The following is a 21,614-nucleotide window of genomic DNA, read 5'->3' as shown; positions in this document are numbered from 1 at the left end:
CTACGGTATCATCGAAGGTTGGCAATGTGCTTGGGGATTTTATGCGTGGAGTGGACGTTAGTGAGCTGACGGGGCCACTGCGCCGAGGCCTGGATAACCACCGTCTGGTGGACCACTTTACCGACCACCATCCTTGGGTTACCTCGCAGCGTCGAACCTTTTCGTCTGGCCGCCGCCGTTTTGCTGGGGTGGCACTGGATGTGCTGTTCGACCATTTCCTTTGGCAGCATTGGGTGCGGTTTTATGACGTCCCCAGAGAACAGGCTATTGCGCACCATTACCGCCAGCTTGAACAGGGATTGCCCTTAATGCACGGGCCCATGCAGCAGCGGGTAGAGCGATTGATCGCGTTTGATTTGCTCAATCAGTACGGTGATTTGACCAAGGTTGGCGAGGCGCTGGATGTGATCGCTGCGCGGATTCGGTTTGCCAATTCCTTCGGTGGCATCATTGAGGAAATCGGGTCACGTTATCGGGAGTTGGAAGAAGGGTTTCTGACGTTTTACCCCCAGTTACAGGCGAAGGTTAGGGAGAGCGGGCTGGAGTGAGGGCGCTTTATTGACAAGCCTCACGTTTCACGCTCCAGAGAGCGCGACATTTTTTCAACAAAAGGGCTGCGCCAAGACTTCGGACGCGGCCCTTCTGTTTCAGAGCTTTTTGCTCTCTTGCGTGTTGCAGCTTGTCGTTGGCAACTCCCCTTGGCTTATAACGCAGGTATACCCAACTCGGCCATGGTGTCGTAATACAACTCATCAGCCAAGCTGCTATTGCGTGCCCGGGGCGAGCGAAGAGCCGTTTTATGGTTAGCGAAATATTCCCCGGTGATGCCTACGTATTGTTTGTCTAAGGCCAGGCTTACCGGAAGCGAAGCGGCTTTTTCCGGGGTGATGAGCGTAGGGCGAATGAGCGCCATAATGGCGTTGGGGACGTGGCGAAAAATCGGGGTGTCCACGCCGCCGGGGTGCAGAGCGTTGCTGGTAATGCCAATTTCTTTCAGACGGTCTGCAAGCACATTGCTGAACAGGATGTTGGCCAGTTTGGACTGCCCGTAAGCATCCATAATCAGATAGGGTTTGCGGCCCTTCCACGTTTTCTTATTGATGCGGCCTAGCCAATGAGCCACAGAAGCCACATGGAGGATGCGCGGTGCGGTGCCTTTTTTTAACAGCGGCAGCATTAGGTGGGTGAACAGTACTGGAGCGAGATAATTCACTCCGAACTGCATTTCATATCCGTCTTTGGTGAATTCCTGCCGGGTCGGGACCACGCCGGCATTGTTGATCAAAACATCAATGTGTCCCAGTTCTTGATAGAGCTGAGCCGCGCAATCACGGACTTGTTCAAGATCTGCCAGATCCAACGGAAATAAGCGTATTTTTGCCTGCGGATGAGCATTCTTGATTTTGGCAATGGCGGCTTGGCCTTTCGTTTGGTCGCGGCAGGCGAGGATGACCTCTGCGCCGCGCGCGACGAGTTGTTCTGCCGTGCAGAAACCAATGCCGGAATTACCGCCGGTGATGAGTACGCGTTTGCTCATGGCTATGGATGCCCTTTTTCCTGTTGGTGTGTTGCCAGCTTAACAGGCCTCACAGGGCGGGGGTGGAGCCGGTCAGGCCATTTTTTGTGTTTTTCTGTGGTGTTTGGCTTCGGGTAAGCCATTGTGCAATGTCCCTGCAAATTCGCTGCCATTCCTGGCTCTGAAGTAACAGGTGTGGCGCTTGCGGGTAGAAACGGTATTTCCCTTGGTTGTTAGCAGATAAATGCTGGCGCAGATTCGTAATGCCGGCCTCGGGGACGGAATGGTCATTGCCTCCGTACAGCAATAGGGTGGGGATGTTGAGGTGGTTAGCGGAATCGCTGGCGCTGTCGGCTAGCTTGATCAGGCCCCAGTAGGCGTCCATGCGTACCTCACGCATAACGCGGGGGTTCTTGGCCAGCCGTTGCGCACTGAGGGGCGACAGGCTAGGGTCGTCAGCTCGGCGCTCCACGGTCAGTAGGTAGCCAGGGGCTAGAGTGGCAGCGGTTGCGATAGCTGCATTCCAGCCGTAGCGGAAGGGAATGCCTTCGCGCACTGCAGGCGCGGCCAGCACCAGTCCAGCGAGTTTGTCCCGTTGTTGTTGGGCGGCCAATATAGCTACAGCACCGCCTAAGCTTTCACCGAACACAAACAGGGGCTGCGGGTATGCCTGGTGCAGTCGACGAATTTGTGTTGCTGCGTCGTCAACCAGTTGGTGCTCACCTGCCCAGCGGCTTTGTTTTTGTCGGTCGCCGAACCCTGCCTGGTCATAGGCCACAAACAGATAGCCGGCGTCCGCGAACCAGGGGCCAACCTGTTCAAAGGCCGCGCCGAAATCACCAAAACTATGTAAGCCTAAGATGACACCCCGAGGCGGGCCAGTAGGCGCCCACTCGCGCAGCGTATTGGTGAGGAGCTTAGGTATACTGCTGCCCTTGGGTGGTTTTTCAGAGTAAAAGCCACACGCAGCCATCAGTGCCCCAATAAAAAGAATAAGAGAAAAGCGAATAACAGGATGAGCAGAGCGGAGAGTCATGCCATGACCATAGCAGTGTCGTTGCAACGGCGAGTGAATGTAGCCCTTTTTTCTTTGGTGTTAGTCGCTAGCTCTTCACTGGCTTCACGTTGTGAAGCGCAAGACGTGCCATCGGTCCCGATGATGGAATTGACAGTGACGGCCTCGGCCTATAATTCACTGTATGGGCAGGGGGCGGGAAGCGACCATGCGTTGGCCGCCTGGGGCGATCGGTTAAAACCGTGTATGCAAGTCATTGCTGTGTCCCGTGATTTGATTTCAATGGGGCTTACGCACAATGTGGAAGTTACCATCGAGGGCTTGCCTGGTGTTTGGCAAGTGAAGGATAAGATGCATCGCCGCTGGAAACGCAAAATTGATATTTATATGGGGGAGGACTTGCAGGCTGCACGTGAATGGGGGCGCCGTAAAGTCAAAATCCGTTTCCCTCGGCCGAAGGAGTAGTTGCAAGCTGAAAATTACAGTAGGTATAACTGGTTTCAGCTTTCAATGCACAGGAGCCGAGGCCAGACCTTGGCCATGGCTCCTTTATTTTTAATCCTTATTATCTTTTCCGTCGTGCGGCAGCTTAACGCTTACGACGTTTTTATTCGCGGCTAAGAAATGTCATGGTCAGCTTGGTGGAAACACTGGGCAATACCTTGTCCATCAACTTAATTAACTTAAATGTGCGGCCTACAGGATTGTGAACCGGCACGTTTTCATTGGCGGCTTGCCAGGCTTTAGCGGCGATGTCTTCGGCGGTGAGATTGACGCCCAAGCGGTCCACTACCGGGGCGCGGAAAATGGCCCCGTCGATCATCGGGGTCTTCACAAAGGGGGGCATGATATCCACCACGCGAATACCCTGGCGTGCCCATTCGATATTGAGGGCTTCGGTGAGTGCTCGCACGGCAAATTTGCTGGCGGAGTAGGACGCTAGATGCGGCACCCCGTAGAGCGCAGAGGCGGAACTCATGTTTATCACTACGGGCTCAGTGCTCAGTTGTAGATGGGGTTGAGCCGCCAAGGTCATGTTGATCAACCCCGTCACATTGATATCAATGATTTGTTTATGCTGCTCGGCACTGATGTCTTCGAAATGCCCCATGCGCAAAACCCCTGCGCAGTTGAAGAGCACATCAAAGCCCTTGCCTTGAGAAAAGCTCTCGCAGGCTTTCTGGCAGGCGGTTGCTTCGGTTACATCCAGACGCTGATACCAGCTGCCATCCAGTTCTCTGGCGAGCTTGGCTAGGGCGGTTTCATTGATGTCGGTAAGGCCCACCTGCCAGCCCTTGTTATGGAAGAAGGTGGCGGTGGCCAAGCCAATGCCGCTAGCTGCGCCAGTAATCATGATGCGTTTCATGCGTGAGCGTCCTCTTCATGGTCATGGATGGCATGTTGGTGAATAAAGCGTGCGCAGGTCATCAGAGCGTGATCCGAGTCTGCAAGTACACCCGCGTGTAATTGAAAATCGTGCCAGCGTTGCGGGTGAATCTGTAGCCGTGTTGGGGTGCCCGCTTCGTTTAAAGCAGCGCACAGACGGTGGCTATCATTAAGCAGAATTTCATCGCCGCCGGCTTGGATTAGCGTGGGGGGCAAGTCACTTAGTTCGCCGAACAGCGGGGAGCACTGGACATTGCGGGTATCATTACCCGCATAGGCGTCAGCCGCGCTGGCTAGCCAGCTATGGCTTAGCATGATATCTCGGTCGGTGTCGTAAAGCTGTCCCAAGGTTAGGTCAACCCAGGGGGAAAAAAGAATAACGCTGCTGGGTAGCGGCTTACCGCTGGCTTTTAACGCTTGCAGCGTGGCCAGTGCTAATCCGCCTCCAGCGGAGTCGCCCATCAACGTTAGAGAGCCGGGGCTTACGCCGCTCTCTAGCAGAGCTAGGTAGACCGCGACGGCGTCTTCGATGGCGGCAGGGCAGGGGTGTTCCGGAGCGAGCCGGTAATCCGGCACCACCACATGGGCATTGGCGAATTTGGCTAGGTGCGAGGTAATGGACTTGTGGCTGTCCGGACTCCCTGCCACGTAACCACCGCCATGCAAATAGAGCACGGTAGTTTGTGCATGCAACGGCTGGTAGTGGCGGCAAGGTACATTGGCTAACGCGTTATCGTGGCTGCCGATGCCTCGGGCTTTGAGGGTGCTGTGGGCCATAATGTCTAGCCAGCGCCGCTGTGCAGTAAAGCTGAAGCGTGGATTGGCAACGGGTTTGAATAGTAGTGCCAGGGATTGGCGTAGCGTGCCTGCCAGTACTTGTTGCAGTGTCGACTGGCTACGGCTGATGCGATCAACAAACAGGCTCATAGGGATTTGTACTCGTAGTCGTTGAGTTGCAAGTGTTGGGTTTGGCGGCGGTAGTCAAAAGTGAAACCGGGCCAGTTGTTGGTGTTCTTACCACTATCGGTTTTGTACCAGCTGTGGCAGCCCTTGTCCCAAACGGTGTCGCTGATTTTGCGCTGCACGTTGTCGTTGAAACGCGCCTGTACGCTCTCGCGTACTTCCATGGAATGAAGCTGTTGGTCGTCCATTTCTGCCAAGCATTGTTGAACGTAATGGATTTGGCTTTCCAGCATGTAAATAATCGAGTTATGGCCCAGGTTGGTATTGGGGCCATAGAGCATGAACAGGTTTGGAAAGCCTCGTACAGTAATGCCGAGGTACGCTTCTGCACCGTCCCGCCAGGTGCTATTCAGGTCTTTTCCGTTGCGGCCAGTAATGGTCATTGGAGTAAGAAATTCGGTGGCCTTGAAGCCGGTACCGTAAATGATGACATCCACTTTGTGGTGGGTGCCGCTACTATCGGTGAGGCCTTTCTTATCTACCGCATCAATACCGTAGTTGATCACTTCCGTATTCGCTTGGGCTAGCGCAGGGTAATAATCGTTGGACATCAGGATGCGCTTACAGCCCATGGGGTAATCTGGGGTTAGTTTTTCGCGCAGTACTGGGTCTTTAATCTGTTTTTTCAGTTGTCGGGCAAAGAGCCATTCGTAGACGAGCATGGCTTTTTGGAAGGAGGTAAACCCCAGCACCCGTGCTTCATTGGCGGCATAGATACGCATGCGATCCAGGGTTTGTGTCACGGGCAACTTTTTCAGCATCCAGTGTTCGGCCTTGCGGTAGGCGCGATCCGGTTTGGGAATCACATGTGCTGCAGAGCGCTGGAACAGTTTGACCTTGCCGGCCACCTTGGCAATTTCGGGAACAAACTGAATGGCGCTGGCGCCGGTGCCGACCACGGCTACGGTTTTACCGGTGAGGTCCTCATCGTGGTTCCAGCGAGCACTGTGAAAGTGCGGGCCCTGAAAGTCTTCAATTCCTGAAAGTGGTGGGTAGGCGGGTTGGTTGAGCTGACCGGTGGCAGTGATCAACGCTCGGCAGGTGATGACCTCGCCGTTGGTCATGGTGATTTCCCACAAGCCGGGTTCATCCAGAAAACGCGCCTCTGCCACTTCTGTGTTGAAGCGTATATGGCGGTATAGATCGTATTTGCGAGCGCAGTATTGCTGGTAGGCAAAAATCTCTTTTTGCTGGGCGAAGCGACGGCTCCAAGGGTAGTGGCGCTCAAAAGAGAAGGAGTACAGATGGGAAGGCACATCACAGGCGGCACCGGGGTAGGTGTTATCGCGCCAGCAGCCCCCCACGTCGTGGCCCTTCTCAATAAGCAGCAGATTATCTTGGCCTTGAGCTTTTAGGCGAATAGCCATGCCCAGCCCGCCGAAGCCGGCACCAATAATGACCACGTTGTGCGTTACTTGCATGGGAAACAATCCGGTTAATAACGTTGCCATCCACTCTAGCGATACATAAACGCTTTGTTTATGGCATTCTGGGACATAAATTTGTGAAATACGGACATTATGGCGGTACAGAGAGCGATAACCAGCGTGCGGATGCAGGTGGCCTTTGCCGAAGAGCAAGGCGTGCCGGCCTCTGTGTGTCTGCACAATTCGGGGATTGATTTGGCGATGCTGGGCCAAGCAGATTGCACTATTGGTGCGGAACAGGAGCTCACGGTGGTACGCAACTTGTGCCGGGCTCTGGGCAACCATGCAGAGCTAGGCTTAGCCATGGGGCAGCGTTACCACCTGAGTAGCTATGGAGTATGGGGGTTTGCGTTGTTGAGTAGCCCCACCTTTCGTCAGGCTGTTGAGCTGGGGCTGCGCTACCTAGACTTAACATTTGCTTTTCTGGATGTCTCTCTCCAGCAGGAGGGGAATGATGCCTTGCTGATTTTGGATGACAGTGGCGTGCCGGAAGAGGTTCGCGAGTATCTGTTGGCCCGGGATGCCAGTGCGGTGATGATGATTCAGGAAGAGTTGTTTGCCGGGCGGGTTCCCTTGTCTTCACTGGAAATACGGTTGCCGCCGCGAACGGCGGCCACCTTCGAATCTATTTTTGGACTGGTGCCGGAATTTGGTCGTCCTCGTAGTCAGGCGCGTTTTGCTCTGGGCCTGCTTGATATGCCACTGCCCCAAGCCAACCCGGTCACGGCGCGTTTATGTGAAGAGCAGTGTCACCAGTTATTGGTGCAGCGTTATCGCAAGGGCAGCGTGGCGGCGCAGGTGCGCCGGCGGTTATTACAACAGCCGGGTCGCTTTCCGGATATGGAGGCGATGGCACAGGAGCTGGCGATCACCAGTCGTACCTTACGCCGTCATCTGCAAGCGGAGGGTACAGGTTATCGGATGTTGTTGGATGAAGTTCGGCAGATGCTGGCGGAGCAATGGCTCACTCTTGGCATCCTCAGCCTGACTGAAATCAGCGAACGTCTGGGCTTTTCGGAGATAGCCAACTTCAACCATGCCTTCCGCCGCTGGACCGGGCAGAGCCCGGGCAGGTTCCGCCGTGAGCGGCAGGGATGATGGTTCTACCATGACAGCCATTCTTAACAGCGCTGTTGTGCTTGTTGAGCTTTGTGACGGCGGAGATAAGCCCGTTTTTTTATGGCATTGCGGGTAGCTTCATTTCTCCTTCCTTGTCGAAGGATAAAGGGATCGGTACCCCGGCCACCCGTGATTTGCCCACTAGCCGGTATTGTAGTGGCTGGTCTTGGTTCTGCTGAATTTCCTGTAATTGCTGCAGGCTGCCCAGCAGACTTGTGGTGATGGCGGTCGTTACTTTGGTATCACCCATGGCCGGCAAGGTAATGCTTTCGTTGGTGAGCCCGCGGGCAAACTTCTCCCCGTTCACGTAGATCTCATAGTCCAAGCTGTTGAGCGTTAGCTCCCGATCGTTGGGGTTTTGGACCCGAAGCGTCAGCCCCCACTCCTGCTCAAACAGGCTGAAGCTGTTCAGATTAATACCGGAGACGCTAACCTCTGGAGACTCTAGGCCAGCGAGGCTCTGGCAGCCGCTCAGGATCAACAGGCCCATGGCGACCCACAAGGAAAGCACTTTCTTCATTCTTTACTCCATTGATATACGTTGTTAGCAGGCAGTTAGAGACCAGCATAACCGGAAAGTTGCGAGAGTGGGGGTGAAAGGCGTGCGCAGATGAACGCGGTATGTGCGATAGCAAGAGGAGGATAATGCGTGCCGGACGGCCCGATCGCCAACCGCACCACCGCGCCCCTTGCGGGGCGCCTGTGGTGCGGCATCCTAACCGGGCCGCCGGCACGAGGACCGAATGACTTAATCATCCGGCTACATGGATGATCGCGTGATCGTTAGGGAGAAGGCAAGTACCCGATGTTGCAGATTTGTATCTGGTAGGCCATGGCCACCACAATAGTCAACGCCGCCTACCTATAGTGAGTACTCTGAAAAACGCCCCTAGAGCGATGTGGATAAATGCTAAAACGGGGGGCACAGACGCCGCGCTTTCAGGTGCAGCAAGCCAAGCAGGGGCGCGATTGACAAGATTGGCTCGCTCCTGTGGGGAGTGAGCTTATTCCGGCGGCTTTTGGGGCTGTGGTATTAGAATGACAAGCGTGAAGCTGCCCGCTGAAATACGGGACTTTATAGGTGCCGTTGACTCCGAACGCTCTCTTGGCCGCGCTGCAATCTGTGTGCACTTTCAAGAGAGCCTTTGGTGTCTTATTTAAAACGTGTGGCTCGGGGCTGCCTCTATAGAGAATCCGTCAACAGGATCCCGAAGCTGTAGCGGTTCTCATAATTGTCGTAATTAATCAGTGAATCCCCGTACCCGGAGAAAACCTGCACCAAGCCTTTGAAGCGTTTGCTTAGCGGGAATGAGTAATTGAGGCGGCCTGCGCCCTTATTCTCCGAACGTAGATTGTTGCGTAGCATCAGTTCGACCACGTGGTTGCCGAATGGGTGTGCGACTTCCAGTTCGAAATTGCCCATGTACTTTTCGATATCCGGGTTGTCGTCACCGCTGGTATCTGTGGGGGAATCTTTTTTATCTTCAGGAATGCGATACCAAGGTTTGAAGGACCAGTAGTAATCCCCTGTCTTGAACACATAGTTCATGAAGATACGGTTCCAGCTACGTGAAACGGGCACATCCTGGCCGTTGGACTCATGGTTGAACCCTAGCGCCAATAGCTCCGAATCTAGAGGTCCTATTTGCCAATCAATTGGTTTGGTAATGAATAATTCCGGCTCGTAATTAGCTTCACGGAATGGGGCCGAGAGGTCACTGTTGTAAGCTTGCCAATAGAACGTGCCGGTAAAGGCCATCCAAAGGGTAATGTCATCGAAAATCTTTTCTTTGATAGGGGCTTTCAGCGATAACTGAAATTTGACCTCAGAGGGTTGTAGATCACTGTCCTTCTTGGTGGGGTCGTTCCACTGCCGATTGGACCAGTAACTATACGGCATCAGGTAGTTTCGGCGATGAGGGGTGATGACAAAGGGATTGCCGCGGGTGGTATTTTCCAGTGCCAGCCTGGCTCGCAGGGCGTTCTCATGGCTACTGATTCTCTCTTGTTCTTCGCCGTTCGTACACCAACCGCGCATTTCGTGCAGTGTTACATTGCCATTAGCGGTCTGGGCACTGCGTAACAGACAGTTATTGAGCTTTTGCTCTTCTGTCATGTTGATGGCTGGGCTGTCGGGTACAGGAGGATCGTTATTGGCCGGCTCCTCGGCGCAAAGAAGGGAGCTGGCCAGCGCTAGGGCGAACATAAGGCGGATATGCATGAGGGCCTTCCTGTGGCGAGGAGTAGTGGGGCTAAATGTTATAGTGACAGGGCTTCTTCATCACTCATGGCGCGTGCCTGCTCTTCCAGCATGACCGGTATGCCATCGCGCACCGGATAGGCTAAGCCGCTGGCTTTGCACTTTAACTCTGCGGTTTTTTCATCGTAGATCAACGGTGCTTTGCTGACCGGGCAGACCAAAATATCCAGTAGATTGGGATCAAGCATTTTCACCACTCCTAAACGGTAATGTCGCGAGTATACCGAAACCTCGGCGGGTTGAATGCCTATCGCAAGCAGACCGATGCTTTTTTACGATTTCCTGGTAATTGTCTTTGAAAACAGGGCGGTTAGCGGGCAAACATTGGTTTCAAACGCTTGTTTGACTTGCGGGTCACAAATAGGGGTGGAGACGTGCCGGAAGCCTGACCTAAGATTAGCCCACTTAAAAGAGTGGCGAGCCACGGCCCGCCTCATTGTTACCGGTAATTTAAGGGAGATTTGAGATGCCGGATTACAAGGCTCCCCTGCGCGACATGCGCTTTGTACTGAATGAAGTGCTCGACCTGGATGGCCACTACGCCAGCTTGGGTTTGGACGATATCAATAGCGAACTGCTGAATGCTTTCCTGGAAGAAGGTGCCAAGTTTTCTGAAAACGAACTGGCTCCCCTAAACCGTTCCGGTGATGAGGAAGGCTGTGGTTTCGAAAATGGTGTGGTGACCACGCCGAAAGGCTTTAAAGAAGCCTACGTCAAATACGTAGAGGGTGGCTGGCCGGCCATGGGTGGTGATCCTGAGTTCGGGGGCCAAGGCCTGCCGGGTTCTGCCGGTATCGCGATATCAGAAATGACCGGTTCTGCCAACTGGTCCTGGAGCATGTACCCGGGCCTGTCCCATGGTGCGGTTGCCACCATTGAAGAACACGGCACTGAAGAGCAGAAACAAGGGTACTTGCCCAAGCTAACCAGTGGTGAGTGGACCGGCACTATGTGTCTGACTGAGCCTAGCTGTGGTTCTGACCTAGGCATTCTCAAAACCAAGGCCGAGCCTAACGACGACGGATCCTACAGCATCACCGGCACCAAGATCTTCATCTCCGCCGGTGAGCATGACATGGCTGAGAACATCATCCATATCGTCCTGGCTCGCCTGCCGGGTGCTCCGAAAGGCACCAAGGGCATTTCCCTGTTCATCGTGCCCAAGTTCATGACTGACGGTAACGGCAGCGTGGGTGAGCGCAATGCGGTGACCTGTGGTTCCATCGAACACAAGATGGGTATTAAGGCTTCTGCTACCTGTGTAATGAACTTCGACGGTGCGACTGGTTACCTGATCGGTCCGGAGAACAAAGGTTTGAACTGCATGTTCACCTTCATGAACTTCGCTCGCCTGGGTACTGCTATTCAAGGTGTTGCGCACGCTGAAATTGGTTTCCAGGGCGGGCTGACCTACGCCAAGGAACGTTTGGCCATGCGTAGTCTGTCTGGACCTAAGAACCCGGAAGGCCCGGCTGACCCGATCATCGTTCACCCAGATGTGCGTCGCATGCTGCTGACCTCCAAGGCATTCGCCGAAGGTGGCCGTGCACTGGTTTACCTGTGTGCCCAGCTGGGCGACAAGGTGAAGCTGGAGAAGGACGAAGCGGCCCGTAAAGAAGCCGACGAACTGATGGCGCTGCTGACACCGATCGCCAAAGCGTTTGTGACCGAAACAGGCCTGGAAGCTGCTAACCACGGTGTGCAGATCTACGGTGGTCACGGCTTTATTCGTGAGTGGGGCATGGAGCAGAACGTTCGTGATGCCCGTATCTCTACTCTGTACGAAGGCACCACCGGTATTCAGGCGCTGGATTTGTTGGGCCGTAAGGTGTTGATGACCCAGGGCCAGGCCCTGCGTAACTTCACCAAGATTGTGCACCAGTTCTGTGAAGCCAATGGTGAGAATGGCGACCTTAAAGAATTTGTTGAGCCGCTGGCCGGCTACAACAAGGAATGGGGCGAGCTGACTCAAGCCATCGGCATGCAGGCCATGCAGAATCCGGAATACGTGGGCGCCGCCTCGGTGGATTACCTGATGTACTCTGGTTACGTGACGCTGGCCTATCTGTGGGCGCGCATGGCATCTGTCGCGCAAGCCCAGCTAGATGCTGGTGCTGGTGATGAGGACTTCTACAAAGCCAAGATCAGTACTGCGCGTTTCTACTTCAAGCGCATCCTGCCGCGCGTGGCTGGCCATAAAGGCGCTATCGAAGGTGGTTTGGACTGCATGATGGACCTGGATGCCGAGCACTTCGCATTCTAAGTCTCTCCTGCTGATAAAAAACCCGCCTTTATGGCGGGTTTTTTTTGGCTGCTTGACCGCTGGTTGAGGCAGAGAGCATGCCGTAGGGTGCGTTGGGTTTAGTTTCAATCTCACTGCGGCCCTTCTTCGGCGCTGATGGGATTGATGCGAAGGAAGACGGACGTTTTCCTGTAAATCGTGTGCTTACTATTATCCTGGGTATAGTCATGCTCAAGGGAGTGTTCAACGTGGCCGTGTCGAAACAGTGTCATAAGGTGGCTGCAGGTCATATCTGGCCTGGGTCTTTTGCAGCGAGCGTTTGCTGAATGCATGCTGTTGTGACATTTCAGGAGTGTGCGCAATGCTTAAAATCACCGCCTGGCGGTTGCTGGCAATATTGTCCGTGGTGCTTGGGGGGATTGGTGTAGTCATCCCTGGTTTGCCCACGGTGCCCTTTTTGTTGCTGGCCGCCTGGGCAGGGACTCATGGTTGGCCTCGGCTGGAAGCTTGGTTGCTGGGGCACCCTAAATATGGCCCCAGTATCCGTGACTGGCGAGAGCATGGCGCGGTGTCGCGTCGGGCCAAAATCGCGGCGTCTGCAATGATGTTGCTCAGCGTAATGATGATTGCGGTTTCTGAGGCCCATGTTGCGTTAAAGCTGGGCGTTCCGGCGACATTGATGGTGACTGCCGCGTGGCTTTGGGCTCGCCCGGAGCCTGCAGCTAAGCAGGGAGATAAGAGCGGGCGCGCCGATCGATAGTGCCGACCCGCCTGCTTTATTGTGCTGAGTAAAAACGGTTACACCACCCCTTGGGCGAGCATGGCATCTGCCACTTTGACAAACCCAGCGATATTTGCACCCCGGACATAACCGGTGGTGCCGTCCACGGTTCCGTACTCAATGCAGGAATGGTGAATGCGCTGCATTATAGAATGCAGTCGCTCGTCCACCTCTCCAGAGGTCCAGTTTAGTCGTAAACTATTCTGGCTCATTTCCAGTCCCGACACCGATACCCCGCCTGCATTGGCGGCTTTGCCGGGCGCAAACAATATATGGGCATCCCGGAAGATGTCTATGGCAGCGAGGGTGCATGGCATGTTCGCCCCTTCGGCAACAACCTGACAATTATTTTTGATCAGGGTGCGGGCGTTGTCCTCGTCAAGCTCATTTTGGGTGGCGCATGGTAAAGCAATATCACAGGGGATGTGCCAGGGGCGCTGGCTTTCCAAGTATTCAGCATTCAAATATTGAGTCGCTTCGCTGAGACGCGCTCCGGGCTTATTTTTCAACTCGGTAATATGAAGAAGATCTTCTTCGGTCATTCCTTGTGGGAAAAACAGGGTGCCGCTGGAGTCAGAAAGAGTCAGCACCTTGCCGCCTAGATCGAGTACTTTCCTGGCAGCAAATTGGGCGACATTGCCAGAACCGGAGATCAGGGTTTTTTTCCCTTCTAGCCCGCTATGGCGTGTTTTCATCATTTCTTCAACGAAATACACGCAGCCATATCCGGTGGCTTCCGGGCGTATTCGTGAGCCGCCGAAGGCGAAGCCTTTTCCAGTAAAGGTGCCGGTGAATTCGTTGGTGAGCTTTTTATACATGCCAAACATATAGCCTACTTCCCGAGCACCGACCCCGATATCGCCGGCAGGAATATCCAGGTTGGGACCAATATGGCGATAGAGTTCGGTAATAAACGCCTGGCAAAAACGCATAATTTCAGCGTCAGATTTGTCTTTGGGGTCAAAGTCCGCGCCCCCTTTACCTGAACCCATAGGTAGGGAGGTCAGCGAGTTTTTAAAGGTTTGCTCGAAGGCGAGAAACTTCAGGATGTCCAGATTAACCGATGGATGAAAGCGTCGCCCGCCTTTGTAGGGGCCGATGGCGCTGTTCATCTGTACCCGATATCCACGATTGACATGGACCTGACCGTTATCATCTTGCTAGGCGATTCTAAATTGAATCACCCGCTCGGGTTCAACAAGCCTTTCCAGTAGGCCCATGGATTGATACTTTGGCTGCAGTTTGAGGAATGGCCATAGTGAGCGCAGAACCTCTTCGCTGGCTTGGTGGAAGGCGGCTTGTTCCGGGTCGCGCCGTTTTATCTGCTGAAGAAAACTCTCTAACCCTGATGTCATATTGGAATCCTGAGCGTCTGAGTGGTGAGTGGTTTTAATTGGTGCGCTATGGCGCACCAATTTGATGCGCTTAGGGGGTACTGTTTGTCTCGGGCTAGGCAGTCAGTGGTGTGCTGAGAGCTGGTTGCAATGCCATAAAGCAAAATACGTAATGTGAACGCTGGGTCACAAATAAGCCTGTCACCCAGCTGCAGGGCTGCCTAAAATTCGCATCCTGCCAACTTTCGGGAGACGTGCAAATGGCGACTTATAAAGCCCCCCTCGAGGACATGCGTTTTGTTCTCAACGATGTGTTCAAAGCGGATCAACTCTGGGCCTCCATGCCGGCCACCGCAGAGGTGACTCAGGATTTGTCCGATGCGATTCTGGAAGAAGCGGGCAAAATGACCGAAGGCTTGCTGTTCCCGCTGAATCGTAACAGCGATGAGCAGGGCTGCACTTGGACCGATGGGGCGGTGACTACCCCGGATGGTTTCAAGGAAGCATTCAAGACCTTTGCCGAAAATGGTTGGAGCGCATTTTCCGGTAACCCGGAGTTTGGTGGCCAGGGTATGCCCAAGTCATTGGCGGTGCTTTTTGAAGAAATGATGCACAGCGCTTGTTCTTCGTTTGCCTTGTATCCGGCACTAACCAGTGGTGCGTGCCTAGCGGTGGATGCCCACGCTTGCGAAGAACTCAAGTCGCAGTACTTACCCAAGCTTTATAGCGGTGAGTGGAGTGGCACCATGTGCCTGACTGAGCCGCATTCCGGGACAGACCTGGGTATTCTACGGACCAAGGCTGTGCCTAACGATGATGGCTCGTTCAACATTACCGGCACCAAGATTTTTATCACCGGTGGTGAACATGACCTGACCGGCAACCATGTCCATCTGGTGCTGGCTAAGTTGCCGGATGCGCCAGCAGGCTCCAAAGGGATCTCCCTGTTCCTGGTGCCCAAGTTTTTGCCTGACGCGGACAACAATCCGGGTGAGGCCAACGGTGTCACCTGTGGTTCCATCGAACATAAGATGGGGATCAAGGGCTCTGCCACCTGTGTTATGAACTTCGACGATGCCAAAGGCTGGATTATCGGTGAGCCGAACCAGGGGCTGGCGTGCATGTTCACTATGATGAACTACGAGCGACTGTCCATCGGGCTACAGGGCTTGGGGTTGGGTGAAGTTAGCTACCAGAGTGCTGTGGAATATGCGCGAGAGCGCCTACAAGGTCGCAGCGCCACCGGTGCGAAAAACCCGCAAGGACCGGCGGATCCGATCATTGTGCACGGTGATGTGCGTCGCATGCTGATGAACATGCGCGCCATCAATGAAGGAGGCCGTGCGCTGGCAGCCTATGTGGGCATGCAGCTGGATACGTCTAAGTTCAGCGAAGACGCGGAGGCCAAGAAGAAAGCGGAGGATCGGGTGGCGCTGTTGACGCCGGTCGCTAAAGCTTTCTTTACCGATCGAGGCCTGGACACCACCATTACCGGGCAGCAGGTATTTGGGGGCCACGGTTATATTCGTGAATGGGGTATGGAGCAGTTTGTTCGCGATTGCCGTATTTCCCAGATCTACGAAGGCACTAACGGTATTCAAGCGTTGGACTTAGCTGGCCGTAAAGTGGTCCGCAACGGTGGTAAATCCGTGGATGCTTTCCTGGCCGATGCCCAGGCCTGGGTGGATGCTAATGCCGATAATGCGCAGCTAGCCGCAGTAAAAGACGACCTGCAAGCGGCTTTGCTATTGCTGAAATCTTCCACCGATACACTGCTGGCCCAGGCCGGCAACAACCCGGATGCGATCAGCGCTGCTGCGGTGGAGTACCTGGATATCTTTGGTTATGTGCTCTACGCATGGCTGTGGGCGCAGATGCTAGCGGCCACCGATGACCGTGATGATGACTTCGCTAAAGCCAAACGTATCACCGGGCAATACTACTTTCAGCGTGTACTGCCAAAGGCCCAATCACTGGCTGCCCAGCTGAATAGCGGTGCGGATGCCATGATGAGCCTGGACGCGGAACAGTTCTGAGTGACAAGTTGAAGGTTCAACGTTAGAACGCGGGAGCAATTTCCCCGTACTGAAATCAAGAGGCCGCGCCCTGTGTTTGGGGGCGGCCTCTTGCGTTAAAAGCGTTGAGTAAAGTGTTCACGTTTCAACTTTGAACCCCTCTATGGAAACTGCATGTTCAGCGGTGAGCTGCCCTGTAGGCGTTGTGCTTGGGCTGGATTATCAATGAAGGGGTTGCGGTTACCCTGCAGTTTTTCAATCACATTATTGCGTTGGCGCTCTTCGTCAGTAACGGGGTCCTCCCTGCTCCAGCGTTGGTACATTTCCAGCGTGCCTAGCAGGGGCAATTCGTAACGCTCGTGGAGATAGAGCATGGCCCGTGCCACGTCACCTTTGGCGTTTACCGGGGGCTCGAACACTTGGAAAGATTGTTTGTAACCGCAATGAGCATTTTTATTCGTTGTATCGGGTAAATCGCCAAACAGGGTCCGCCGACGATCTAGTTCGGCGAGGCGGGTAACGGGGAAAAGGGCATGGCGGTCCTGGTAAATATCAGTGAACTGCGGATTGTTTCTGCAAAGACGGCTACTTCTGCAACCAAAGTGTTGTGCTAGACGGCGCTCATCGTAAATCTGCGTTACTAAAATGCGATCACCGAGTTGGAAAGGTTCCTGACAATAAAGAGTAGAGCCGCCATTAGGGTAGACTTGTTCGAGGAACAATGTATCCATGCCACCGGCGTAGCTGGCGGTAACCGGCAAACACGTTGCCAGCAGCGTCAGTATAATCTTCCGCATGTTGTGAATCCTGTCACATTCTTCTTATTACCATATTAGCCCCCAAGGCCATGATGACGGCTATCTGCAATGTATGCTTGGCAGATAGCTGGTGCCTATGGTGGGACTAGCGGTTGTTCAACAAAAGCGTCACACAGCTACGGATATGTGCAGTGATCGCTGTTTCATCGGGAAGCTGGCTGGGGACCAATAGAGCACAGAGTTGAAAGTCCGCCTTGACCATCCCGAAAAACTGCCGGGCAGCATGATCGCTAGGGCTGGGGCCGGGGAGTTGTCCGCGGTCGTGAAGGCACTGGAGGTAAAGCTGTAATTGTTCCTGTAAAAATTGAGGCCCGGCCGCATATACCGTTTCTCCGAGTTCCGCAAAAGCGGCCCCTTCTGCAATCAGCAAGCGGTACAGTTCCAAGTTAATCGGATCCGTCAATGCTTTGACGAAAGCATGCCCCAGCAGCTCAAGGCCTTCCTGGGCGGGTAGGTCGTCCACCTCTAGGTTGCGAATATCGTGAACCATCTTGTGAGCGTGATGAGTGATGATCGCGCTGAACAGTCCCCGTTTGTCACCAAAATATTCATACAGGCTGCGGCGTGAGCCGCCTGCTTCAGCAATGATCATATCTAGCGTGGTGCGTGCGTAACCGTGCTGTAGGAAGGTATGTGTGGCGGCATCAAGTAAGGCCTGGCGCCGTCGTTGGCCGCGTGCGGTGATCTGCTGAGTCATGAATAAGTCCTGTGCTGTTACCTAATGGTATTGAGCAGGACACTTTTCGGCAATGACGAGACGTGCCAGTACACAGGGCGTAGCGGCAAGAAGAATGGCCCAAATGGGATTAGCGGGCCGAAAATAAAGTTGATTTATAAATAAGAATCAATATCATTGCGATTCTCTTCTGTAGCTGTTCCCTGTCCAAGGAGGCGGACATCCTCATGACGCTTATGGGCCTATTGTTTTCCAGTCGAAAAAAAACCTTTGCAGCAGTGGCGGTGCTGAGTGTGTTGAGCGCTGTGCTTAGCGTCGCGGTGTTAGCCTTCATCAGTCAGCGCTTACTGGCCGGAGGCGCTGATCTGCCCGTTGTATTGCTGCAGTTCGTTTTGCTGTTAGTGGCGTTATTTGTCACCGCTACCTTGGCACAGGTGACCTTGCATGTGCTTGGCCACAGGATGGTCTATGGCTTACGCAGGGATCTGGTGCGTCGAGTGCTGGCAACAGACATCGAGCAGTTGGAAAAAGTGGGAGGGCCGCATCTGCTGGCAGCGTTGAGCACCGACCTGCGTAACCTGACCATTGCCTTTGTGCATCTGCCAGAACTGGTTTACGGCGCGGCGCTTAGTGTGGCGGCTCTGGGATGGCTTGCCTGGCTGGCGCCGGGATTGTTTGTGGTTACCGTGGTCTGGTTGCTGGCAACCGCTGTGATGGGGGTCTGGTTGGTTGGCCGTATCAATTTCCATATTGGCAAGGTGCGCGAAGGGGACGACCACCTGTATCAGGATTATCAGGCCATGATTGATGGCCGCAAGGAGCTGGCATTGAACCGGCCTCGAGCCGCCCGTTTTTTTGATGAAGAGTTTGATGGCCATGCCCGCGCCTACCGGGATCATGTTACTCGGGCGGATATCTATAACGGTCTGGCGGGCAATATGGCCAATGTGCTGGTGCTGGCGTTGATTGGTGTGCTGTTTTATCTGGCGGTTGGTCAAGGGTGGGCTGATGCTAATACTGCGTCGATTTTTGCGCTGACGATTCTGTTACTGCGTACACCGTTGATTGGTGCGGTGGCGGCCTTGCCAACACTGCTGTCGGCACGGGTGTCTTTGCGCAAGCTAGCCGGGCTGCAACTGGCTGCTGATTCTGCTGACCTTCTGCAAAGCACCAGCAATACGCTGTCCGGCTTCAGTACTCTTAGCTTGCAGGGCGTGTGTTACCACTACCCAGAGCAGGACGGAGCACCAGGTTTTGCGGTGGGGCCGCTGGATATCACTATCCGTCGTGGGGAACTGATTTTTGTGCAAGGGGGCAATGGTAGTGGTAAGAGCACTTTTGCGCGTTTGCTGACGGGATTGTATCGGCCTCAGCAGGGTGAGCTGATAGTCGATGGCGAGCCCGTTACGGAATCAACCCGGGTGGCTTTTCGACAGCTTTTCTCTTCTGTTTTTACCGACTTCCATTTGTTCAGTCGCTTGCTCAAAGGCGATGGGACAGACGTGGCTAGCGCAGACGTGGATGCTTGGTTGGCCACCTTGGGGATGCAGCACAAGGTACGCGAGCAAGACGGGCGACTTAGCGATATCCGTTTCTCCCAAGGTCAGCGCAAACGTCTGGCACTGTTAATGGCGGTGGTGGAAAGCCGAGACTGTTTATTGCTGGATGAATGGGCAGCGGACCAGGATCCGCAGTTCCGGCAGTTTTTTTATCTCGATCTGCTGCCCCGGCTGCAGGCTACCGGTAAAACCATTATTGCCATTACTCACGATGATCATTACTTCGATCGTGCAGATCGCTTGTTGAAAATGGACGCTGGCCGTTTGCAGGAAATAGACGATTTGAGTGCTCGTGAGAGTGTTCAGGTATTGCGTGAAGCTAGCCTTTAGATCACCCCCTCGAAAATAGAGTGTTGCGTGTTTGAGCTTTCAGCGCTTGCACGCGTTGTTATTCATCCTGTCACCGGCGAGGAAGCCATGAGTATTGATAATCCTGAAACGGAATTCACCGTCGTCATCAATGACCAAGAACAGTACAGCATCTGGCCTACCTATCGTCCGGTTCCGGCAGGTTGGAAAACCGTTGGTGTCACTGGCAACAAGACTGAATGTCTTGAGCATATTAATCAGAGTTGGACGGATCAGCGCCCACGTCGCCTGCGTGATGCGCAAGCGTCCTGATTTCTCTTGCGCCTGCCCTAACGCCAAGGAGCTGATATGACCTGGTCTGCCAACGAAAATCTAAACCCGGGGCCGGACTGGGCCCCGCTTTCCTGTTCACAACAACGCTTGTGGCTTTTCACGCGGCTCTCTGCGCAGAGTACGGCGTATAACCTTGGCGCCATGCTGTGGCTGGAGGGAGAATTAAACCCAGAAGCACTCGAGCAGACCATTAATTATGTGATTGCACGGCAAGATATTGTGCGGGTGCAATTTGCCGAACGCGATGGGCAGGGGTGGCAAAGAATTGCGCCACATGAAGACCGGGTCTTGCAGTGCGAGGACGTTAGTAATAGGGCGGATCCGGTGGCGGCCGCTTATGCGTTGGGCCATGAGTTTAATGCGACGCCGTTTGATCTGGAGACGGATTCGTTGATGCGGTATCGGTTGGTAAAATTGAATGAGCAGCGACACGTGCTGCTGATTTCCCTACACCATATTGTGGGCGACGCCTGGTCTCTGGGCGTATTCATGCAGGAATTTCTGTATGCCTATAGCGCCTTGCGGGAGGGTTTAGAGCCTAAGCTACCGTCACTGGAAACCCGCTATCTGGATTGGGTGAAAACCGAAGTGCAGTGGCTTGCCAGTGAGAACGCGAAATCACAGCTAGAGTACTGGGTTGAAACGCTGGAGCACGAAGGTGAGCCGCTGGCGTTGCCGCGTCTGTCACCACAAAGTGGGGTATCCAACGCGGCGCGCTATCGCGATTTCTCCCTTAGCATTGAGCAAACGCAGCGACTGAAAAAGTTTTCCAGAACGCAGGGGGTTAGTCGCTTCACGGTATTGCTTTCGGTGCTGCAGTATCTGCTCTTTCGCATATCAGGGCAGTCATTAGTTCGCGTTGGCGTGCCCAGCGCGAACCGTAATAGCAGTAACCAGCTTTTGATGGGATTTTTTGTCAATAATCTGGTGGTGCAGGGCGAAGTGTTGCCAGCCCAATCAGTCAGTGATTGGATTGCCCATATTCACCATGCATTGAGTAACGCAAAAAAACATCGAGATATTCCCTTCGAGAAAATTGTCGATGAGCTCAGTGATTCCCGTCGTGCTGGAAGTCACCCTTTGTTCCAAGTGGCGTTTAACTATCGTCAGCAGGGCAAGGGGTTGAGCTTAAACTTGGGAAACCTGCTGGTGCGGGTGGAAGATCTACCGGTAACGGAGACGCCATTTGATCTAGTGCTGGATGCCTGGCCAGATGAACACGGCGGCCTGACGCTACGTTTGGTTTATGGTGAGGGTATTTTCGATGATGCTTTCGCTGAGCGAATGGTCGCTGGTTTTGAGCAGGTGCTGGATCAGTGGCTGCAAGCCCCCGCGTTACCGTTGACAGAAAGCGCCGCACTGGTCCCGGGTGACGTAGCTTTACTGCAAGAGTGGGGTCAGGGTGAAGGCGAGTGGCAAGCGACGAGTTTTGTGTCCTTATTCTCGCAGCAGGCGGCAAAGCGGGGCGATGCCATTNGTGCACGGTGGCACTCGCGTGTCGTTTGCCGAACTGGACGCGCGCTCTAATCAGCTGGCCCGTTACTTGATGGGCCAAGGCGTGAAAGCGGATCAAGTGGTGGGGGTGTCGTTCGAACGTGGCGTCACCATGGTGGAAGCCTTTATTGCGGTGATGAAAGCCGGTGGTGCTTTTCTGCCGCTGGACCCAGGGTATCCCGCCGATCGTTTGCGCTACATGCTGGAAGACAGTGGCGCGAGCCTGCTGCTCACCTCCTCTGACCTGATCGACACCCTGCCGAGCGTTGAAGCCGTTAACCCCATTGCGGTCGATGAGCTTTCGCTGGACGATTTTGCCTACGGCATCCTTAACGAAGAACCGCACCCAGACCAGCTCGCCTATGTA

Annotated in this window: 19 protein-coding genes and 2 pseudogenes; 10 read left to right on the top strand and 11 right to left on the bottom strand. The window is 54.2% G+C overall.

Annotated elements, in window-relative coordinates; translation table 11 throughout:
• Positions 1–41 precede the first annotated feature (41 nt).
• A complete protein-coding gene (locus tag Y017_RS02785; RefSeq protein ID WP_011589391.1) occupies positions 42–548 on the top strand; it encodes an acyl carrier protein phosphodiesterase in 507 nt (168 codons plus the stop codon).
• 155 nt (positions 549–703) lie between these two features.
• Here Y017_RS02785 and Y017_RS02780 read toward each other — a convergent pair whose 3' ends face one another.
• Together Y017_RS02780 and Y017_RS02775 are read right to left on the bottom strand one after the other, a co-directional pair.
• Positions 704–1,537 (bottom strand): SDR family oxidoreductase, encoded by an 834-nt coding sequence (locus Y017_RS02780; protein ID WP_035458805.1) that lies wholly within the window; start codon positions 1,535–1,537, stop codon positions 704–706.
• Between the two features lie 49 nt (positions 1,538–1,586).
• Entirely contained in the window at positions 1,587–2,552 is a 966-nt protein-coding gene (locus Y017_RS02775; RefSeq protein WP_231483352.1) for an alpha/beta fold hydrolase, read from the bottom strand.
• Positions 2,553–2,555: 3 nt separating this feature from the next.
• On the opposite strand from Y017_RS02775, the gene Y017_RS02770 reads away from it, so the two are divergent.
• Complete coding sequence (locus Y017_RS02770) at positions 2,556–2,996, top strand: 3D domain-containing protein (RefSeq protein WP_011589388.1); 441 nt, start codon at positions 2,556–2,558, stop codon at positions 2,994–2,996.
• A 142-nt stretch (positions 2,997–3,138) separates the two neighbouring features.
• On the opposite strand, the gene Y017_RS02765 is transcribed toward Y017_RS02770, so the two are convergent.
• Genes Y017_RS02765 through Y017_RS02755 form a run of 3 tightly spaced genes read right to left on the bottom strand, consistent with a single transcriptional unit; the run spans position 3,139 to position 6,301 of the window.
• Positions 3,139–3,897, bottom strand: a complete 759-nt coding sequence (locus tag Y017_RS02765; RefSeq protein WP_035458803.1) for an SDR family oxidoreductase — start codon at positions 3,895–3,897, stop codon at positions 3,139–3,141.
• The gene (locus Y017_RS02760; RefSeq protein WP_011589386.1) at positions 3,894–4,844 is read right to left on the bottom strand and encodes an alpha/beta hydrolase; all 951 of its coding nucleotides are present in this window, start codon (positions 4,842–4,844) and stop codon (positions 3,894–3,896) included. The genes Y017_RS02765 and Y017_RS02760 overlap by 4 nt, the downstream gene beginning before the upstream one ends.
• Complete coding sequence (locus Y017_RS02755; protein WP_035458801.1) at positions 4,841–6,301, bottom strand: NAD(P)/FAD-dependent oxidoreductase; 1,461 nt, start codon at positions 6,299–6,301, stop codon at positions 4,841–4,843. The genes Y017_RS02760 and Y017_RS02755 overlap by 4 nt, the downstream gene beginning before the upstream one ends.
• Before the next feature lie 99 nt (positions 6,302–6,400).
• On the opposite strand from Y017_RS02755, the gene Y017_RS02750 reads away from it, so the two are divergent.
• Positions 6,401–7,405 carry an AraC family transcriptional regulator gene (locus tag Y017_RS02750; RefSeq protein ID WP_011589384.1) on the top strand — a complete coding sequence of 335 codons (1,005 nt, stop codon included), beginning with the start codon at positions 6,401–6,403 and terminating at the stop codon, positions 7,403–7,405.
• Between the two features lie 79 nt (positions 7,406–7,484).
• On the opposite strand, the gene Y017_RS02745 is transcribed toward Y017_RS02750, so the two are convergent.
• The 3 genes from Y017_RS02745 to Y017_RS02735 form a co-directional block, all read right to left on the bottom strand.
• Positions 7,485–7,946, bottom strand: coding sequence for an LEA type 2 family protein (locus Y017_RS02745; RefSeq protein WP_035458799.1), 462 nt, complete (start codon positions 7,944–7,946; stop codon positions 7,485–7,487).
• 663 nt (positions 7,947–8,609) lie between these two features.
• Positions 8,610–9,647, bottom strand: coding sequence for a phospholipase A (locus Y017_RS02740; protein ID WP_035458798.1), 1,038 nt, complete (start codon positions 9,645–9,647; stop codon positions 8,610–8,612).
• Positions 9,648–9,685: 38 nt separating this feature from the next.
• The gene (locus tag Y017_RS02735) at positions 9,686–9,874 is read right to left on the bottom strand and encodes a Trm112 family protein (protein WP_035458796.1); all 189 of its coding nucleotides are present in this window, start codon (positions 9,872–9,874) and stop codon (positions 9,686–9,688) included.
• A 278-nt stretch (positions 9,875–10,152) separates the two neighbouring features.
• On the opposite strand from Y017_RS02735, the gene Y017_RS02725 reads away from it, so the two are divergent.
• Both Y017_RS02725 and Y017_RS02720 read left to right on the top strand, forming a co-directional pair.
• On the top strand, positions 10,153–11,949 hold the full coding sequence (locus tag Y017_RS02725) for an acyl-CoA dehydrogenase C-terminal domain-containing protein (protein WP_011589380.1): 1,797 nt from the start codon (positions 10,153–10,155) through the stop codon (positions 11,947–11,949).
• Positions 11,950–12,289: 340 nt separating this feature from the next.
• The gene (locus Y017_RS02720; RefSeq protein ID WP_035458791.1) at positions 12,290–12,688 is read left to right on the top strand and encodes a YbaN family protein; all 399 of its coding nucleotides are present in this window, start codon (positions 12,290–12,292) and stop codon (positions 12,686–12,688) included.
• A 38-nt stretch (positions 12,689–12,726) separates the two neighbouring features.
• Here the strand turns inward: Y017_RS02720 and gdhA are convergent.
• A pseudogene (gdhA, locus tag Y017_RS02715) lies at positions 12,727–14,064 on the bottom strand (NADP-specific glutamate dehydrogenase).
• A gap of 239 nt (positions 14,065–14,303) precedes the next feature.
• Here gdhA and Y017_RS02710 point away from each other — a divergent pair.
• A complete protein-coding gene (locus Y017_RS02710; protein WP_035458790.1) occupies positions 14,304–16,079 on the top strand; it encodes an acyl-CoA dehydrogenase C-terminal domain-containing protein in 1,776 nt (591 codons plus the stop codon).
• Between the two features lie 140 nt (positions 16,080–16,219).
• On the opposite strand, the gene Y017_RS02705 is transcribed toward Y017_RS02710, so the two are convergent.
• Together Y017_RS02705 and Y017_RS02700 are read right to left on the bottom strand one after the other, a co-directional pair.
• Entirely contained in the window at positions 16,220–16,855 is a 636-nt protein-coding gene (locus tag Y017_RS02705) for an endonuclease (RefSeq protein WP_011589375.1), read from the bottom strand.
• A gap of 106 nt (positions 16,856–16,961) precedes the next feature.
• The gene (locus Y017_RS02700) at positions 16,962–17,573 is read right to left on the bottom strand and encodes a TetR/AcrR family transcriptional regulator (protein WP_011589374.1); all 612 of its coding nucleotides are present in this window, start codon (positions 17,571–17,573) and stop codon (positions 16,962–16,964) included.
• 206 nt (positions 17,574–17,779) lie between these two features.
• On the opposite strand from Y017_RS02700, the gene Y017_RS02695 reads away from it, so the two are divergent.
• The 4 genes and pseudogenes from Y017_RS02695 to Y017_RS15380 all read left to right on the top strand — a co-directional run.
• Positions 17,780–19,441: a multidrug ABC transporter permease/ATP-binding protein gene (locus tag Y017_RS02695; protein ID WP_035458787.1), complete on the top strand. Its 1,662-nt coding sequence runs from the start codon at positions 17,780–17,782 to the stop codon at positions 19,439–19,441.
• Positions 19,442–19,528: 87 nt separating this feature from the next.
• Positions 19,529–19,732, top strand: a complete 204-nt coding sequence (locus Y017_RS02690) for an MbtH family protein (RefSeq protein WP_035458910.1) — start codon at positions 19,529–19,531, stop codon at positions 19,730–19,732.
• A 36-nt stretch (positions 19,733–19,768) separates the two neighbouring features.
• A pseudogene (locus tag Y017_RS02685) lies at positions 19,769–21,229 on the top strand (condensation domain-containing protein); the annotation flags it as partial.
• Between the two features lies 1 nt (position 21,230).
• Positions 21,231–21,614: AMP-binding protein (locus Y017_RS15380; RefSeq protein ID WP_231483351.1), on the top strand; the 384-nt coding region annotated here is incomplete at both ends.

The organism is Alcanivorax sp. 97CO-5, assembly GCF_000524665.1.
In the GTDB taxonomy this organism is placed as follows: Bacteria; Pseudomonadota; Gammaproteobacteria; order Pseudomonadales; family Alcanivoracaceae; genus Alcanivorax; species Alcanivorax borkumensis.
Note: the sequence above shows the minus strand (reverse complement) of the source record. Positions and strands in the feature narration are given on the sequence as shown.